This is a genomic window from Synechococcus sp. 8F6 (assembly GCF_002252665.1).
Taxonomy (GTDB): domain Bacteria; phylum Cyanobacteriota; class Cyanobacteriia; order PCC-6307; family Cyanobiaceae; genus Cyanobium_A.
The window spans coordinates 122,962-139,678 of the sequence record NZ_NQKZ01000001.1; the positions used below are offsets into that span (position 1 = coordinate 122,962).

16 protein-coding genes are annotated in these 16,717 nt (G+C 65.9%); 10 read left to right on the top strand and 6 right to left on the bottom strand.

The genetic code is table 11. The features are described from left to right. The first annotated feature begins 6 nt into the window (after window positions 1-6). The 5 genes from nusB (at window position 7) to CJZ78_RS00640 (ending at window position 5,680) form a co-directional block, all read left to right on the top strand. Window positions 7-648 (top strand): transcription antitermination factor NusB, encoded by a 642-nt coding sequence (gene nusB, locus CJZ78_RS00620; RefSeq protein WP_094558962.1) that lies wholly within the window; start codon window positions 7-9, stop codon window positions 646-648. Between the two features lie 7 nt (window positions 649-655). Then, window positions 656-2,197: a signal recognition particle-docking protein FtsY gene (gene ftsY / locus CJZ78_RS00625; RefSeq protein WP_094558963.1), complete on the top strand. Its 1,542-nt coding sequence runs from the start codon at window positions 656-658 to the stop codon at window positions 2,195-2,197. A gap of 68 nt (window positions 2,198-2,265) precedes the next feature. Then, entirely contained in the window at window positions 2,266-3,666 is a 1,401-nt protein-coding gene (locus CJZ78_RS00630) for a PP2C family protein-serine/threonine phosphatase (RefSeq protein WP_094558964.1), read from the top strand. Window positions 3,667-3,714: 48 nt separating this feature from the next. Further along, complete coding sequence (gene argH / locus CJZ78_RS00635; protein WP_094558965.1) at window positions 3,715-5,109, top strand: argininosuccinate lyase; 1,395 nt, start codon at window positions 3,715-3,717, stop codon at window positions 5,107-5,109. A 58-nt stretch (window positions 5,110-5,167) separates the two neighbouring features. Beyond that, complete coding sequence (locus CJZ78_RS00640) at window positions 5,168-5,680, top strand: RNA-binding protein (protein ID WP_094558966.1); 513 nt, start codon at window positions 5,168-5,170, stop codon at window positions 5,678-5,680. Here CJZ78_RS00640 and dusA read toward each other — a convergent pair. Then, window positions 5,677-6,702, bottom strand: coding sequence for a tRNA dihydrouridine(20/20a) synthase DusA (dusA, locus tag CJZ78_RS00645; protein WP_094558967.1), 1,026 nt, complete (start codon window positions 6,700-6,702; stop codon window positions 5,677-5,679). The two genes, CJZ78_RS00640 and dusA, sit on opposite strands and share 4 nt — an antisense overlap. A gap of 98 nt (window positions 6,703-6,800) precedes the next feature. Here dusA and CJZ78_RS00650 point away from each other — a divergent pair, with 98 nt between their 5' ends. Then, window positions 6,801-8,012 (top strand): NAD(P)/FAD-dependent oxidoreductase, encoded by a 1,212-nt coding sequence (locus tag CJZ78_RS00650; RefSeq protein WP_094559206.1) that lies wholly within the window; start codon window positions 6,801-6,803, stop codon window positions 8,010-8,012. A gap of 9 nt (window positions 8,013-8,021) precedes the next feature. On the opposite strand, the gene CJZ78_RS00655 is transcribed toward CJZ78_RS00650, so the two are convergent. The 3 genes from CJZ78_RS00655 to CJZ78_RS00665 are packed head-to-tail and all read right to left on the bottom strand — an operon-like array spanning window position 8,022 to window position 12,186. Further along, complete coding sequence (locus CJZ78_RS00655; protein ID WP_094558968.1) at window positions 8,022-9,281, bottom strand: type II secretion system F family protein; 1,260 nt, start codon at window positions 9,279-9,281, stop codon at window positions 8,022-8,024. Between the two features lie 21 nt (window positions 9,282-9,302). After that, window positions 9,303-10,382 (bottom strand): type IV pilus twitching motility protein PilT, encoded by a 1,080-nt coding sequence (locus tag CJZ78_RS00660; RefSeq protein WP_094558969.1) that lies wholly within the window; start codon window positions 10,380-10,382, stop codon window positions 9,303-9,305. A 7-nt stretch (window positions 10,383-10,389) separates the two neighbouring features. Continuing rightward, the gene (locus CJZ78_RS00665) at window positions 10,390-12,186 is read right to left on the bottom strand and encodes a GspE/PulE family protein (protein WP_094558970.1); all 1,797 of its coding nucleotides are present in this window, start codon (window positions 12,184-12,186) and stop codon (window positions 10,390-10,392) included. A gap of 88 nt (window positions 12,187-12,274) precedes the next feature. Between CJZ78_RS00665 and grpE the strand changes: the two genes are divergently transcribed. From grpE to rsgA, 4 genes are read left to right on the top strand one after another with little or no spacing between them, the layout of a single operon-like run. Next, window positions 12,275-12,967: a nucleotide exchange factor GrpE gene (gene grpE, locus CJZ78_RS00670; protein ID WP_094558971.1), complete on the top strand. Its 693-nt coding sequence runs from the start codon at window positions 12,275-12,277 to the stop codon at window positions 12,965-12,967. Next, window positions 12,967-14,088 (top strand): molecular chaperone DnaJ, encoded by a 1,122-nt coding sequence (gene dnaJ, locus CJZ78_RS00675; RefSeq protein WP_094558972.1) that lies wholly within the window; start codon window positions 12,967-12,969, stop codon window positions 14,086-14,088. Before grpE ends, dnaJ begins: the two co-directional genes overlap by 1 nt. After that, complete coding sequence (locus CJZ78_RS00680) at window positions 14,085-14,345, top strand: sulfurtransferase TusA family protein (RefSeq protein WP_233128380.1); 261 nt, start codon at window positions 14,085-14,087, stop codon at window positions 14,343-14,345. Before dnaJ ends, CJZ78_RS00680 begins: the two co-directional genes overlap by 4 nt. Continuing rightward, the gene (gene rsgA, locus CJZ78_RS00685) at window positions 14,335-15,453 is read left to right on the top strand and encodes a ribosome small subunit-dependent GTPase A (RefSeq protein WP_094558973.1); all 1,119 of its coding nucleotides are present in this window, start codon (window positions 14,335-14,337) and stop codon (window positions 15,451-15,453) included. The genes CJZ78_RS00680 and rsgA overlap by 11 nt, the downstream gene beginning before the upstream one ends. Here the strand turns inward: rsgA and CJZ78_RS00690 are convergent. Then, entirely contained in the window at window positions 15,428-15,769 is a 342-nt protein-coding gene (locus CJZ78_RS00690; RefSeq protein ID WP_094558974.1) for a YbaB/EbfC family nucleoid-associated protein, read from the bottom strand. The two genes, rsgA and CJZ78_RS00690, sit on opposite strands and share 26 nt — an antisense overlap. A 35-nt stretch (window positions 15,770-15,804) precedes the next feature. Next, the gene (gene murB, locus CJZ78_RS00695) at window positions 15,805-16,716 is read right to left on the bottom strand and encodes a UDP-N-acetylmuramate dehydrogenase (protein WP_094558975.1); all 912 of its coding nucleotides are present in this window, start codon (window positions 16,714-16,716) and stop codon (window positions 15,805-15,807) included. Window position 16,717: the final 1 nt, after the last annotated feature.

A 16,717-nucleotide genomic window follows, 5' to 3' on the forward strand; every position in this document is an offset into this window, starting at 1 on the left:
GTTTTGATGCAGAGCCGCACCCTCTCGCGCGAACTGGCCCTGCTGATGCTCGGCCAGACCAGTGACCGCGCCGGCGCCTCCTCCGTAGCCCAGCCCATCGCGATGGAGGGTCTGTTGCAGCAGGTGCTCGCCACCCTCAGCCAGCACGTGCGCGAGGCCCTCGACCGCTCTGCTGAGGACCTGCAGGCCGCCCAGCAGGACCTGCTGGACAGTGAGCTGCAGGACCAGGGCGAGCAGCAGTTGCCGCGGGTGCGCCAGCACCTCAATGCCGGACTGGCGGCGGCGGAGCAGGCCATCAACCGCCTTTCCGCCAGCCTGGAACTGCCCCGGCTGTTGCTTCTAGCCGACCAGGACGAGGTGCGCCGCGGCGCTATCGACCGGGTGGAGGCGGTGCTGCGCGATCGGGAGTCCATCGATGCCCGACTCGACGGGGTGATGGAGGGCTGGCGGCTCACCCGCCTGCCTCGCATCGACCGCGACATCCTGCGTCTGGCAGCCGTGGATCTGGACCGTTTCCGCACCCCCGCCGCGGTGGCCTGCAATGAGGCCGTGGAGTTGGCCAACCGCTATAGCGACGAGCAGGGCCGCCGCATGATTAACGGCGTGCTGCGGCGCTTCACGGTTGCCCGGCCCGTGGCGGAGGCCTGAGGGCGCCATGGTGTACGACTGGTTCAATCGCACCGGGCCTGACGCAGCCGACGGCGAGACGCCGCCCAGCCAGGCATCTGGGCCTCCGCTTGCCCCGGATGATCCGACCCCAGCGGCTTCTGCTGCTGCCCAGCCCGAAGTCAGCTCGGCTGATCCCAACCCGGATCCCAATGCGGAGGCCCTCGAGTGGGCGCGTCAGGCATACGCCCGCCTGAAAGCTCAGCAGGAAGCCCAGAAGCAGGCCCAGCAGGAGCCTGCGCCGAACCTCACTGACGAACTGCAGGCTGATCTCCAGGCTGATCTCCAGGCGGACTCCCAAGCACAACAGTCCCTGCCCAGCTCCCGTCCCGATTCTGTACAAGCTGTACAGAATTCTGCAGAGGGCTTCGCTTCCCCTACCTCTGCTGAGCCACCTCCAGGCCTGTCGCTGTTGGAGCAGGCCGCCGCCCAGCGGGCTGAGCGCCAGCAGGCCATCACCGCCAGTGCTGCCGTCGCTCCGGTCGAGGCAGCCCCCGCAGACTCCGCCGAGCCCTGCCTGGGCGACTTCGACACCACCTTCACCTGGTCGGCGGAGGTGCTGGCGGCCCAGGGCAAGCGGGTCGATCAGGTGTCGCTCGAGGAGATCGACTGGCTGGGGCGCCTGCGCCAGGGCCTGGAGCAGACCCGGCAGGGTTTTGTCACCCAGCTGCTGGACACCCTCGGCGACGATCCGCTCACCCCTGAGGTGGTGGACGACCTGGAAACCACATTGTTGCGGGCCGATGTGGGCGTGCGGGCCACCGATCAGGTGCTGGACGCCCTGCGCAAACGCATGAACGAGGAGGTGGTTGATCCGGCCGAGGGGCTGCGCTTCCTCAAGGAACAGCTCCAGGACCTGCTGGATGCCCCGACCCGGGCCAGCGGTTCCCCCCTGCTGGCCCCCGAACGCGATCGGCTCAACGTGTGGCTGATGGTGGGCGTCAACGGCGTCGGCAAGACCACCACCCTCGGCAAGCTGGCCAACCTGGCGGTGCGCAGCGGCTACAGCTGTTTGATTGCCGCCGCCGATACCTTCCGGGCCGCGGCGGTGCAGCAGGTGCAGGTGTGGGGCGACCGCAGCAACGTGCCGGTGATTGCCAATCCCAGCGCCAACGCCGATCCGGCCGCCGTTGTGTACGACGCCATTGGCGCTGCCCAGGCCAAGGGCACCGAGCTGGTGCTGGTGGACACGGCCGGCCGCCTGCAGACCAAGCACAACCTGATGGAGGAGCTCAGCAAGGTGCGCCGCATCGTCGACAAGCTGGCGCCGGAGGCGGTGGTGGAGTCGCTGCTGGTGCTCGATGCCAGCCAGGGCCAGAACGGCCTGCGCCAGGCCATGGCCTTTGCCAAAGCAGCTGGGCTCACGGGCGTGGTGCTCACCAAGCTCGATGGCAGTGCCCGTGGTGGGGTGGCCCTGGCGGTGGCCTCCGAGGCGGGTCTGCCGATCCGCTTCATCGGTGCCGGCGAAGGCATCCGCGACCTGCGGCCCTTCAACAGCTTCGAATTTGTGGAGGCCCTGTTGGCCCGTTAAGCCGATCAGGCACCGCCGGATTCGAGAGCTATCTTGCGGGCTCGCCGCGGCCGTCCCGTGAGCAATCGGTGAGCAACAAGCCGCCCCCCCACCCGCATCAGCAGGCCGCGTCTGCCGCCGCCCCGGTGCTCTCGGCTGCGGCCTCGCTGCGTCAGTTGCTCGACAGCCTCAACCGGGAGCAGCGGCGCAACCAGGAGCTGCTCGCCTCGTTGGCCTTCGCCCTGCGCAGCTTCACCAACCTGGGCCGGTTTCTGGAGCTGGTGCCCGTGGTGGCTACCCGCCTGGTGGAGGCGAAAGGGGCCGTGCTGGTGGTGTTCCACGAGGACGGTCGCCTCTGGCGCGAGCAACTGCAGGCCACCCCGGTGGAGCGCTGCGCTGAGTTGGTGCGCCAGTTGGCGGCCCTCGGTGATGCCGAGCTGGCGGCCCTCAGCGGCGAAGCGGCGGTGGTCGCCCTGCTCGACCAGCGCATCGGCCGGCTGCTGGGGGGAGAGCAGGTGTTTGCCACGTCGGTGGTGTCCCGCAGCCTGCAGCGGGGTCGTTTGTATGTCTTCAGTGGCCGCAAGGGGTTTGCCTGGAGCGAAGTGCACCGCCGCCACCTGCAGCTGGTGGCCGATCTCACCGCCGTGGCCCTGGAAAACGAGGCGCTGCTGCAAACCATGCGGCGCCACGAGCGCTTGGACCGTCAGCTCAGCATTGGCGCCGAGATCCAGGCCCAGCTGTTGCCGGATCGCTGTCCGCTGATCGACGGCGTGGAGCTGGCGGCCCGCTGCCGCCCCGCCTTCCAGGTGGGGGGTGATTACTACGACTTCATCCCCACCCGGCCCCAGCTGTTGGGCCGCCGCCGTGAGCAGGCTCGCTGGGCTCTGGTGATGGGGGACGTGATGGGCAAGGGAGTGCCGGCCGGCCTGCTGATGACCCTGCTGCGCGGCATGTTGCGGGCCGAGGTGCTGAGCGGCCACTCCCCCGAGCGGATCCTCCACGACCTCAACCAGCTGGCCCAGGAGGACCTGGCCCAGTCGCACCGGTTCGTCACCCTGTTCTATTCCGACTACGACCCCCGCACCCGCCTGCTGCGCTTTGCCAATGCGGCCCACAATCCGCCCTTGATCTGGCGCCGCCAGCGCAACCAGGTGGAGCGCCTCGATGCCCCCGGGCTGCTGATCGGTTTGCAGAGCGAAGCCGATTACGGGCTCGAGCAGACCGTGCTCGATCCAGGCGATGTCCTGCTCTATTACACCGATGGCGTGACGGAAGCCACGGGCTTCAGTGGCGACCGTTTCGACGAGGAGCGGTTGGTGCGGCACCTGCAGGGGGCCTGCCGCTCCGGCATCGGCGCCCAGGGGATTCTCGATCAGCTGTTCGCCCGGCTCGATCGTTTTGTGGGGGCCGATCGGCAGCTCGACGATGACGCCTCGATGGTGGTGCTCAAGGTGCGGGAGGAGGTGATGCTGCCCTCCCTGCCAAGCTGATTGCCTGCGAAGCAAACCTTCTGCCCCGCGCAGCTTGCCAAGTCCCGAATGGCCGTTGATTCCACCGCCTCCACCTGGAGCCAGCGCTTCGAGCAGGGTCTGCATCCGGCCATCGAGCGTTTCAACGCTTCGATCGGCTTCGACATCACGTTGTTGCAGCAGGACCTCGATGGCTCGATCGCCCATGCCCGCATGCTGGGTCGCTGTGGCGTGATTGCCGAGGACGAAGCCAGCCGGTTGATCGAGGGGTTGGAGGCGATCCGCGCTGAAGCCGCCAGGGGTGACTTCAACCCAGGGCTGGAGGCCGAAGACGTCCATTTCGCCGTGGAGCGGCGCCTGATCGAGCTCCTGGGGCCCCTGGGCAAAAAGCTCCACACCGGCCGCTCCCGCAACGACCAGGTGGGCACTGATCTGCGCCTTTGGTTGCGGGGCCAGATCGACGCCATCGATGCGGCGCTGCTGCGTTTTGAGCGGGCCCTGCTGGCCCAGGCCGAGCGTCACAGCAGCGTTTTAATCCCCGGCTACACCCACCTGCAGCGGGCCCAGCCGGTGTGCCTGGCCCACCACCTGCTGGCCTACATCGAGATGGCAGAGCGGGATCGCTCCCGGTTTGCCGATGTACGCCAGAGGGTCAACATCTGCCCGCTGGGGGCGGCGGCCCTGGCCGGCACTCCCGTGCCGATCGATCGGCGCCAGACGGCCGAGGAGCTGGGCTTCGAGGCCATCTACGCCAACAGCCTCGATGCGGTCAGCGACCGGGATTTTGCGGTGGAGTTCATGGCGGCCGCCAGCCTGGTGTTGGTGCACCTCAGCCGCCTCAGTGAGGAGGTGATTCTCTGGGCTTCCGAGGAGTTCGGCTTCGTGGGCCTCACCGACCGCTGCGCCACCGGCAGCAGCCTGATGCCCCAGAAAAAGAACCCCGACGTTCCGGAGCTGGTGCGGGGCAAGAGCGGCCGCGTGTTCGGCCACCTGATGGGGCTGCTCACCATGATCAAGGGCCTGCCCCTTGCCTACAACAAGGACTTCCAGGAGGACAAGGAAGCCCTGTTCGATGGGGTGCGCACCTGTCTTGATTGCCTGGAGGCGATGGCGATTCTGTTTGAGGAAGGTCTGGAGTTTCGGCCCCAGCGGCTGGAGGCGGCGGTGGCGGCGGATTTCTCCAATGCCACCGATGTGGCCGACTATCTGGTGGCGAAGGGTGTGCCCTTCCGCGAGGCCTATCAACTGGTCGGCGGCCTGGTGAAGGGATGTCTGGCGGAGGGGATTTTGCTGCGGGACCTGCCGCTGGAGCGCTGGCAGCAGCTCCATCCTGCTTTTGAAGCCGACATCTACGCCGCCATCACTCCCCAGCAGGTGGTGGCGGCCCGCCGCAGTGAGGGCGGCACCGGTTTCGAGCAGGTTCAGCAGCAGTTGCAGCGAATCCGGATCCGTGTTGCCCCCTGAGGGGAAGTAGGCCTCGCCGGGGGTCTTAGGCTGTTTTGGTTAGCGGCCCCTCTGGTTCGTGAGCATTTTTGTCGGCAACCTTCCCTTCCGCGCTGAGCAGGACGACGTAGCGGAATTGTTTGCACCCTTCGGTGAAGTGGTCAACTGTTCGCTGCCCCTCGAACGCGAGACCGGGCGCAAGCGTGGTTTCGCGTTTGTGGAAATGTCGGATGACACCGCGGAAAGCAAAGCCATTGATTCGCTGCAAGGCGCCGAGCTGATGGGCCGCCCCCTGCGCATCAACAAGGCGGAGCCCCGGGGAGCTGGTGGTGGCGGAGGAGGAGGAGGTCAGCGTCGTGGTGGCTACGGCGGTGGCGGCGGCTATGCAGGCGCTGGTGGTTATGGCGGCGGCGGGGGCTACAACCGCGGAGATAGCGGCGGGGGCTACGCCGGTGCCGGTGGTGGTGGAGATCGGGGTTCAGGGGCTCGGGGCTGGGAAGACCGCAGCTACGGCGCTGGCAGTGCTGCGCCGAGCGATGGCTTTGATGCCGGCCGCACCCGGCGCCGCCGCAGTGGCAGCGCCGAGGGTTAATACCCCCGTTCCTCCAGGGCCCGAGCGGCGGCCTCCAGCACCTCAGCACCGGCCTGCCGGTCTCCGGCGGCTTGGGTGAGCTGCTGGCGCCAGCGCCGGGCGCCGTTCACACCCTCCACCACGTGCACCAGGTGGCGCGCGATCGGCCAGAGCCGCTCGCCCCGGCTGCGCCACTGCTCGGCGTAGGGAATCAGCCCGCGCACCACGTGCGAAGCGCTGGCCGGAGGCCGGCTGGTGTCGGCGAACACCCGCTGATCCACTGCAGCCCACTGCAGGGGATGGGCATAGGCGGCCCGGCCCACCATGGCCCCATCCAGCTGCTCCAGGTGTGTCAAACAGCTCTCCAGGCTCTCCAGGCCCCCGTTGAGTTCGATGGTCAGCCCGGCCCGATCCCGTTTGAGCTGGTGCACGATGTCGTAACGCAGGGGCGGAATCGTGCGGTTTTGCTTGGGATCCAGCCCCTCCAGCCACGCCTTGCGCGCGTGCACCGCAAAGCGCTGAGCTCCCGCGGCAGCCACCGCATCCACGAAGGCCAGCAGCTCGGCGTAGGAGTCGCGGGCGTCGATGCCAATCCGGTGTTTCACCGTCACCGGCAGTGGGCTGGCGGCGGCCATGGCGGCGACGCCGCGTGCCACTTGGTCGGGTTCGGCCATCAGGCAGGCTCCGAAGCGACCCTTCTGGACTTTTTCGCTGGGGCAGCCCACGTTGAGGTTGATTTCGTCGTAGCCCCAGTCGGCCGCCAGCTGGGCGGCCTCCGCCAGCAAGGCCGGATCATCTCCGCCCACCTGCAGGGCCAGGGGTTTCTCGATCGGATCGAAGCCCAGGAGCCGCTCCAGCCGGCCCCCCGGCGCGCTGGCTCCGGGTTCCAGGCGGGCGTGGTGCAGGGCCTGGGCCACCACCATTTCGGTGTATAGCAGGCTGCGCCGGGTGATCTGCCGCATCAACACCCGGAAGTGCCGATCTGTGTAGTCCATCATCGGAGCCACACTGAAGCGAAAGCTGGCTGGATCGGTCTGGCCCATCACCCCATGCTGCCCACCCGTGTCCCCCGCCCTGCTGCTCCGTGAGCCTCCCGAGCCATGCCGCCGTGGTGGTGGCAGGTGGTGGCGCCGCCGGATTCATGGCCGCCATCGCAGCCGCTGAGGCGGGCGTCCGCAACATTGTTCTGCTCGAGGCCACCGCCGAGCCGCTGCACAAGGTGTTGATCAGTGGCGGCGGGCGCTGCAATGTCACCCATGCCTGCTGGGATCCGCGGGCGCTGGTGGGTCACTACCCCCGCGGCGGCCAGGCCCTGCGGGGCCCTTTCTCTCGCTTCGCCACGGGCGATGCGGTGGCCTGGTTCGACGCGCACGGCCTGGAGCTGGTGGAGGAGGCCGACGGCCGGCTGTTCCCTCGCTCCAACCGCTCCGAGTCGGTGGCCGCCACCCTGCGCCGGGCGGCCCTGCAGGCCGGCGTGCAGCTGCACACCGGGGTGGCGCTGCAGCAGGCCAGTCCCCGGGCTGGGAGCGGTTTTGACTTGCGGCTGCGCGGTGGCCAGACGATGGCCGCCGATCGGCTGGTGTTGGCCACGGGGAGTCACCCCAGCGGCCGCCAGCTTGCCGCCGCCCTCGGCCATGGGCTGGTGTCGCCCGTGCCGTCGCTGTTCACGCTCGCTCTGGCGGGCGATCCCCTGCTGGAGTTGGCGGGAGTGGTGATGGATCCCGTGGAGCTGGCCCTGCATCTGCCAGCGGATCCGCAAGCCGGCGGCGGTGGCGCTGAACAGCGTTTCCGCCAGCGCGGGCCGGTGCTGATCACCCACTGGGGGTTGTCCGGTCCGGCCACCCTGCGTCTCACCGCCTTTGCCGCCCGGGCCCTCAAGGCCGCCGGCTACCGGGGGGAGTTGCGGCTCGACTGGAGCGGCGGCCAGTCCCAGCAGGATCTCGACGCCCTGTTTGCCGAAGCGAAGCGGGTTCAGGCCAAGCGGCAGCTGGCCAATTGGCGGCCCTGGCCCGCCCTCAGCCGGCGCCTCTGGCTGGCCCTGCTGCAGCGCCATGGCCTCGATCCCCAGCAGCGCTGGGCCGACCTGGCCAAGCGACACCAGCAGCTGCTGATCACGGCGCTGCGCGACACCCGGGTGGCGGTCACGGGACGGGGCCCCTTCGGCGAGGAATTCGTGACGGCGGGCGGCATTCCCTTGGGGGAGGTGAATCTCGCGACGATGGAGAGCCGCCAGCACGCCGGCCTCTACCTGGTGGGTGAACTGCTGGATGTGGATGGCGTGACCGGGGGATTCAACTTTCAGCACTGCTGGAGCAGTGGTTGGCTGGCCGGTCAGGCTCTGGCAACTGAATAACCCCCAGCACTATTTGATATTTTCAAAAACGGCAAACATGGGCATATACATTGCCAGAAGAATGGAGCCAACGATTCCGCCCACTAGCACGATCATGGCTGGCTCCAACATCGAGGTGAGGGCTTTGACAATGGCTTCCACTTCGTCTTCGTAGAAGTCGGCAACCTTGGAGAGCATGGCATCCATCTCGCCCGTTTCTTCGCCGATCGAGAGCATGCTGATTGACATATCTGGAAAGACATTCATGCGTCCGAGGGCCACGCTCAATGGAATGCCCTGGAGAACATCTTCGCGACTGTTGGTGATCGCGTCTGAAATGATGGAGTTGTTGGTGATTTCTCGCACAATGTCCAGCGACATCAAAATCGGGACACCAGCTCGGGTTAGGGAGCTGAAGGTTCGGCAGAATTGAGCTGTGGCTGTCTTTTGAATCAGTTCGCCAAACAGAGGAAGTTTGAGAATGATGGCATCCACCCGGCGACGGCCAATGGGAGTGGCATAGAATTTGCTGAAGAGATAGACGAAAACAATCAGACCGAGCCCTAGGTAGAGCGAAAAGGTTGAGCGCAGAAGACTGCTGAGATCCACCATCATTTGGGTGAACCAAGGCAGATCGGCGCCCAGGCTGTCAAAAATCTCAGCGAAGGTAGGAACGAGGAAGATTGTCATTCCTAGAAAAACTGCAACAGCGATGACAAGCACTGCCACCGGGTAGCCCAGGGCGCCTTTGATCTGGTTCTGCAACTTGGCGTTGTCCTCCAGCAGCTTGGCCAGCCGCCTGAGCGATTCATCAAGGACGCCACCGGCCTCACCGGCTTCCACCATGGCGATGCTCAGCTTGTCGAACACCTTGGGCCAACGGCGCAGCGCTTCACCCAACGACATTCCTTGGTTCACTTCTAGACTGACCGACTGGAGGGCACGTTTGAACAGCGGCATCTTCTGCTGGGATGCCATCAAGTCGATGCTGCGCACAATCGGTACCCCGGCATTGACGAGGGCGGCCATCTTGCTGGCAAATACAGCTTTCTCCTTGATGCCGGGCTTGGCTTCCAGCAGTTCATTCAGCTTGGAAAACCTCAGCTTGTTGTTCAGTTGGGCAGCTGCACTTGAGCTGGTGGCGGTCGCATTTGGTTTGACTTTGATTTCGGTGGCTCGAATGCCCCGCAGGCGCAGGCTGCGTTTGGCCTGGACTGGATCGGCTGCCTCAACGTCGATCAGCGCCGACTTGCCCTGGGGATTGATGTAGGTGGCGATGAATGTGGCCATGGCTCTGGGGGTGGCCGAAGATCAGCTCAGTTGGGTCACGAGGCGTTTGAGTTCCTCGGGCCGAGAGGTTTTCAGCAGGGCTTCGTCCATGGTCACCTGGTTGCTGAGCACCAGATCGCCCAGGGCTTTTTCAAGGGTTTGCATGGAGAGCTGGCCACCGGTCTGGATCTGGGAGTAGAGCTGAGCCGTTTTGCCCTCCCGAATCAGGTTGGCGGTGGCCGGCGTGTTGATCATGATTTCCTGGGCCATCACCCGTCCAAATTGACCAGGACTTGGGTTGTGGCGTTTGCAGAGGGTCTGGGCGAACACGGCCACGAGGCTGCTGCTCAGCTGGACGCGAATCTGGGTCTGCTGGCTGGGTGGAAAGACGTCCACCATGCGATCGACCGTTTGGGCTGCGGAACTGGTGTGCAGGGTGCCGAACACCAGGTGACCGGTTTCTGCCGCTGTGATGGCTAGCTGGATGGTTTCCAGATCGCGCAGTTCTCCCACAAGGATTACATCCGGATCTTCCCGCAGGGCGGCTTTAAGGGCGTTGGCAAAGCTACGGGTGTCGTCATTGAGTTGACGCTGGTGGATCACACTCTTGACAGGTTTGTAGGTAAATTCGATCGGATCTTCTATGGTGAGGATGTGTTCAGCACGTGTTTGGTTGATGTGCTCCAGAATGGCAGCCAGGGTCGTTGTTTTGCCTGAGCCGGTGGGTCCGGTAACAAGAATTAGCCCCTTTGGCATGTGACTCATTTCCTCAACAATTGGAGGCAGACCGAGGTTTTCCAGGGCGGGTACGCTGTTGCCGAGAGCTCTCAGGCAGGCAGCATAGGTCCCCCGCTGGCGATACACATTGACCCGGAATCGTGCGACCCCTTTGAGACCGTAGGCGCAGTCCAGTTCCCAGGTTTGCTCGAGTTGTTTGCGCTGGGCATTGTTGAGCATCGAGAAGATCAGCTTGTTGCAATCTTCTTCAGCTAATGGTTCATCCTGTAGGGCCCTGAGTTGACCATTGAAACGCCCGTAGGGTGGCACCCCGGCGCTGATGTGGAGATCACTGCCACCATCTCTCACCAGTTGGCTCATCAGGTCTTCGATCATCACGGCCATGGGGCGTTCAGCGGCTGGTCAGACAGTAGGGACATTCAAGCCATTCATCCTGCAGTCCTGCACCGCAGCAGTTGCAGGTGAGCGTGCTGAGCGAGCGAGACCGACGTTCTGATTCGAGCCCGGAGTCGGTCAACAGCATGCGCTCAACTTCCGTCAACGTTGTGAGACCTTCTCGGACGAGTTGGAGTCCATAGCCTAAAAGGGTTTTCATGCCGCCTTCCAGGGCCATCCGGCGGATCACATCTGTGGTTTCCCGTTTGGCCACAGCCGCAGCGAGCGTGTCGTTCATTCGTAGAACTTCGTAGACACCGACGCGCCCCTTGTAACCAGACCCGTTGCAGGTTGGGCAGCACCCCTCCTGGCTGTTCTGCTGGGTGTTTGCCCGAAAGAAGTTCACATTCGTTTCGTGGCTGCTCAAGAGGCCAAAACGGCCGAGATCTTCATGGCTGGGCTTGTAAGGTATGCGGCAATCGGGGCACACGCGTCGTACCAGCCGCTGGGAGACGATGCCCAGCAGCGAGGCGCTCACCATGAAGGGCTCCACGCCCATTTCGTCCAGTCTGGCGATAGCACTGGCCGTGTCGTTGCAGTGCAGAGTGGTCATCACCAGGTGGCCGGTGAGTGCGGCTTCAATCGCGGTTTTTGCTGTCTCTAAGTCGCGCGTTTCTCCTACCAAGAGTACGTCCGGGTCTTGACGCATGAAGGCACGTAGGGCTGTGCTGAAGTCGAGGCCCTTTTCGCGGTTGACCTGGGTTTGGGTGATGCCGTGGAGGGTGTATTCGATCGGGTCTTCAACGGTGGAGATGTTGATGCCGGGGTCGTTGCGTTCCGACAGCAAGGCGTAGAGCGTGGTCGATTTGCCCGAGCCGGTTGGACCCGTGACCAAAAGCATCCCGTAGGGCTTGGAACCCAAGTCCCGCACGATTTTTCGGGCTTCTGAGTCGGTGATGAGCGTATCCAGGCCCAGTTGGGTGGCGCCGCTGTCGAGCAGCCGCATGCAGATCTTTTCGCCGTTGCGGCTGGGCAACGTGCTCACCCGGAAATCCATTTTGCGGCCCCGAAACAGGCGTCGGACCCGGCCGTCTTGGGGCAAGCGCCGTTCGGCGATGTCCAAGTCAGCCATGATCTTGATTCTTGAGGTCACGGCCGGCGTCAGGCTCTTCGGCAGATCGTCAAACTGCTTCTGCAGCACCCCGTCAAGGCGAAAGCGGATCTCCAGGGAGTTTTCCTGGGGTTCCACATGTATGTCACTGGCTCCCGAAGTCAGCGCCTCGATCAGAATCCGGTCCACCAAGCTGATGATGGGGGAGGCGTTCGCGCTCGCTGTCGCGGTGTCGTTGATTTCGAGGTTTTCGATAGCGGCGGTCTCCTGGAGATCGCCGTCCGATGCACCGGGGATGTCCAGATCCTGGGTGAGGGATCGGGGGGTGCTGGAGGTCGAGGTGGGCTTGGGTTGGGGGGGTCTGGCGTGGAGAACTGCGGTCAGGTTGCTGGCCAAGGCCAGCTGGAGATCGGCGCCAAACCCCGCCCGTTGCAGTTCCTCGCGCAGCTCCTGGCGCTGCTGGGGGGTCCAGTGGCTGGGAACAGCCACGACCAGCCGGCCATCGGACTCGTGGAGGGGTAGGGCGCCCAGCTCGCGCCAGCGATCGGTGCACAGTCCCTTGCCGCTCAGAAGCAGGTCTTGGCCGACAGCTTGCAGCTGGATGTCCTCCAGCACTGGTTCGCCCATCAGCAGTTCCACCTCCAGGCGTTGCTGCTCCTCGCTGGCGGCTTCAGGAACAGGACGCGAGGGTGTGAGAGTCATGGCGTCAGGAGGTGCGGGCTTCCGCCGCTTGTGGGAGGTGGGCCCTGAGCTTCAACATGTCTAGAAACAAAGTCTGACCATGTCAGCCATGAGCGGGGACACCTCGATGAGCGGTGATAGCAATCCGGGAGCCGAGGTCTCCCATCCCGGCGAATCCATCGAGACCCCGCCCAGCCCGGGGAGTGCCTCAGAACAGGCCGTGGACGCCGATCAGACTGATGGAGCTGAGGCCACTGGTTTGGACCGGGCCGCCCAGCTCGAGGTCCAGCTGGCAACACTGAAGACCGAGCACGAGGCCCTCAATGGCCAGTACATGCGGCTGGCGGCCGACTTTGACAACTTCCGCAAGCGTCAGAGCCGTGACAGCGAGGACCTGCGCCTGCAGATCACCTGTTCAACGCTCGGCGAAATCCTGCCGGTGGTCGACAACTTCGATCGAGCCCGTCAGCAGCTCAACCCCCAGCATGAGGAGGCCCAAAGCCTGCACCGCAGCTACCAGGGCCTCTACAAGCAGTTGGTGGATGTGTTCAAGCTGCTCGGCGTCTCGCCGATGCGGGTGGAGGGTGAGCCCTTCGACCCCAGCCTGCACGAAGCGGTGCTGCGCGAACCGAGCGACGCCCACCCGGAAGATGTGGTGATCGAGGAGTTGCAGCGTGGTTACCACCTCAATGGCCGGGTGCTGCGGCATGCCCTGGTCAAGGTGTCGATGGGCCCTGGTCCGGCCGATGCTGGTGCAGCGACCGTTTCGGAGAGCGGCCCGGTTGAGGAGCAAGGCGGCTGATGGCCGACTACTACGACCTGCTGGGCATCGCCCGCGATGCTGATCCCGACACCCTCAAGCGGGCTTACCGGCGTCTGGCGCGTCAGTACCACCCGGATGTCAACAAGGATCCGGGCGCTGAGGACAAATTCAAGGAGATCGGCCGGGCCTATGAGGTGCTGAGCGATCCCCAGACCCGCGCTCGCTACGACCAGTTTGGTGAGGCGGGCCTGGGCGGCGGCGGTGGCATGCCCGACATGGGCGACATGGGCGGCTTCGCCGATCTGTTTGAAACTTTCTTCAGCGGTTTTGGCGGTGCCTCCCCCGGTGCGTCGGGCCCCCGGCGCCGAGGGCCCCGGCAGGGCGACGACCTGCGCCTCGATCTCAGCATCAGCTTCCAGGAGGCCGTGTTCGGCATCGAGAAGGAGGTGCAGATCCGCCATCTCGAAACCTGCACCACCTGCCAGGGCTCCGGTGCGAAGGCGGGCAGCGGTCCCACCAGCTGCGGCACCTGCGGTGGCGCCGGTCAGGTGCGGCGCGCCACCCGCACTCCCTTCGGCAGCTTCACCCAGGTGGCGGCCTGTCCCACCTGTGAAGGCTCAGGTCAGGTGATCGCCGACCCCTGCAGCGCCTGCGGCGGCCAGGGGCTCCAGCAGGTGCGCAAGAAGCTGCGGATCAACATCCCCGCCGGCGTCGATTCGGGCACACGGCTGCGGGTCGCCAATGAAGGCAACGCCGGCCAGCGGGGTGGCCCGGCCGGCGATCTGTATGTGTTCCTGAGTGTGCAGTCGGCCTCCGGCTTGCGCCGCGATGGCATCCACATCCACTCCGAGGTGACCCTCAATTACCTCCAGGCCATCCTGGGCGACACCATTGAGGTGACCACGGTCGATGGCCAGGAGCAGCTGGAGATTCCAGCCGGCACCCAGCCTGGTGCCGTGCTCACCCTGCAGGGCAAGGGGGTGCCCAAGCTCGGCAATCCCGTGGCCCGCGGCAACCATCTGGTGAGCATCAAAGTGCAGTTGCCCACCAAGCTCAACAGCGAGGAACGGGAGTTGCTGGAGCAGCTGGCCGGCCACCACACCAGCAAAGGGCAGAAACACCCCCACAAGAGTGGCCTGTTTGGAGGTTTGTTCGGTTGACGCTGGGGTGCGCTGATGACGAACCGGCCGCCCAGCTCGACTTGCGGGGCACCCCCTGCCCGCTCAACTTCATCCGCACCAAGCTCGCCCTGGAGCAGGTTGCCCCTGGCAGCTGTCTCCAGGTGGATCTCGATGCTGGCGAGCCCCAGCAGCTGGTGACCCAGGGCTTGGAGAGTGCCGGCCACGGGGTCGACTGCCAGCCCCATCCTGACCAGGACGGGGCGGTGCGGCTGCGGATCCGGCGCCATGGGGGCTGAACCCGGGCACAGCGAACCCGGGCTGGTGGTGGCCCTGCTGGCCAATTACTGCTGGGTCGAGCTGGAGCGGGCGGGCCCGAGTGGCGTGAGCCGGTTGCTGTGCACCCGCCGCACCCGGCTGGGCAAGAGTGGCCAGACCATCGCCGTGGGCGATCGGGTTCGGGTTGACGGCATCGATTGGTCGGCAGGCCGTGCGGCCGTGGCGGCCCTGGATCCCCGCAACGGCCTGTTGGAGCGGCCCGCGGTGGCCAATGTGGCGCGGGTGGTGGTGGTGGTCGCCTTGGCTGAGCCCGCGCTCGACCCCCTGCAACTCACCCGCTTCCTGCTCACCGCCGAGGCCACGGGCCGGCCGGTGTTGTTGGTGTTTTCCAAGGCCGATCTGGTGCCCCCAGACGTGGCCGACGACTGGTGCGGGCGGGCCAGCGCCTGGGGGTACGAGGCCCTGGCGGTGTCCACCCGCACCGGCCAGGGCCTGGAGCGGCTGCAGCAGCGTCTGGCCCAGCCGGGCATTGCCGTGCTCTGTGGCCCCTCCGGGGTGGGCAAAAGCAGCGTGCTCAACGGGCTTTGCCCGGAGCTGGGTCTGCGGGTGGCGGCGGTATCGGGGCGGCTGCAGCGGGGGCGGCATACCACCCGCCATGTGGAGCTCTTCCCCCTGGCGCCCGGGGCCCTGTTGGCCGATACGCCCGGCTTCAACCGTCCGCGCTTACCCGCTGATCCCGCCGCCCTGGGGGCCTTGTTCCCAGAGATCCGGCAGCGGCTCGGTTCCGCGTCCTGTCGGTTCAGCAATTGCCTGCACCAGGGTGATCCGGGCTGTGCCGTGGGCTGCGACTGGGAGCGGTACGGGCTGTATGGCCAATGCCTCGCCGATCTGCTGCTGGAGGGCGAGCGGGCCGGCCGCAGCCAGGGCCGGTCCGCGGAGCCCGGTCTGCGTCGCCGCAGTCAGGGGTTGGAGCCGCGCTTGGCTCCAGGCTTGCGTCAGTCTTCCCGGCGGCGTCAGCGCCAACAACTGCTCGACGGGGAACCAGACCAGGAATCAGACGGGCAATCGGGTGCCGAAGACGGGCAAGACCCCAGCAGCGAGCTCAGCTCCCCAGACCCGGCAAATTGAGATTGAGACCGCCGGTGAGCTCTTCCATTCGGCCTTTCATGGTGCCGGTGGAGAGCTCATAGGCCGCCTTCAGGGCTTCGAGCACAGCGGCCTCGCTGGCTGCGGCCCCTTCGGCCACCAGCTCCGGCGCCAGCTGCACCCGCAGGGGCTGCTGGTTGCCGGAGAGCCAGACGCTGGCTCGGCCATCGCTGCTGCGGCCTTCCAGTTCCATGCCATCGAGCTCCTCCTGGAGCTTCTGGGCGTTCTGCTGGAGTTCCTGGGCCTTCTTGAAGGCCTCGGTGAGCTGACCGAAGTTGGGGAGTCCGAAGCCAGCCATGCCAAGGGAGGTGTTTGTTGCAGGCTAAGGGTCGGCTAGGGGGCTGGCTGGAAGCCCAGCCGTTTCACTTCCGGGTGAAGGGCGATGCCGTGGCTGGCCATCACCCGATGTTGCACCTCCAGGATCAGGGCATCGATGTCGGCGGCGGTGGCCTGGCCCGTGTTGACGATGAAATTGGCATGGATCGGCGACACCTGGGCCTCACCGATTTGCAGCCCCTTGAGCCCCAGCTCCTCGATCAGGCGCCCGGCTTTGTGCGGTTCTGGGTTGCGAAACACACTGCCGCAACTGGGTTGCTGGTAGGGCTGGGTGCTGGTGCGGCTGTGCAGGTTGGCGCTGGTGCGCGCCGTGATCGCCACGGGATCGTGGCCGGGCTCCAGCTGGAAGCAGGCCGACAGCACGATCCAGGATTCGGCCTGGAGGCGGCTGTGGCGGTAGGCGAACGCCAGCTCGTCGGCCGGCAGTTCGAAGGGCGTTTCGGGTTGGGCGGGATCCAGTACGCGTACCGTCCGCAGCCAGTCGGCGGTGCAGCCACCCTGGGCTCCCGCATTCATCACCACAGCCCCCCCCACGGTGCCGGGGATGCCCACGGCCCACTCCAGCCCGCTGAGCCCCAGGCGGGCTGCCTTGCGCGCCAGGCTGGGAATCGGCTCGCCGGCCTCCGCCTCCACCAGGCCGCTGCTGGCCTCAAGCCGGCTGCCTTGCAGGCGGCGGTTGCAGAGGGTGAGGCCCGGCAGCCCGGCATCGGCGATCAGCAGGTTGGAGCCGGCGCCGATGCAACGCAGGGGCAGGCCCTGGATCTGGGCCCAGGTCGCCAGAGCGATCAGCTCGTCCTGGGTGCCAGGTTCGGCGAACCACTCGGCCGGGCCCCCCACTTTCCAGGTGGTGAAGGCGTGCAGCGCCACGGCCTGGCGCAGCGCGGGAGGGCAGCTGGAGGCCGCAACCATG